General features: G+C 63.4%; 1 protein-coding gene. It reads right to left on the minus strand.

Going from position 1 to position 279, the window contains the following annotated elements:
* The coding region (locus IT775_RS21200) for a DDE-type integrase/transposase/recombinase (RefSeq protein ID WP_212703239.1) at positions 1-279 on the minus strand (279 nt) is incomplete at both ends.

A 279-nucleotide genomic window follows, 5' to 3' on the forward strand; every position in this document is an offset into this window, starting at 1 on the left:
CCATTTCAGGACGGCGTGTGATGTCATTTCCGTCCCGTTGTCGCTGACGATCATATCCGGTTGGCCGCGCTGCCGGATCAGTTGCTCCAGTTCACGAGGCATGCGGGCGCCGGACAGGGAACGGTCCACCACGGTTGCCAGAGCCTCGCGGGTGTAATCATCCACGATGCACAGCACCCGGAATCGCAGCCCGTCGGAGAAGGCATCGGACACAAAGTCCAGCGACCAGCGCTGGTTGGCCCGATCCGGCACCAGAATAGGCCTGCGCGTGCCAAGGGC

Source organism: Thalassovita aquimarina, assembly GCF_018219815.1.
Classification (GTDB): Bacteria; Pseudomonadota; Alphaproteobacteria; order Rhodobacterales; family Rhodobacteraceae; genus Thalassobius; species Thalassobius aquimarinus.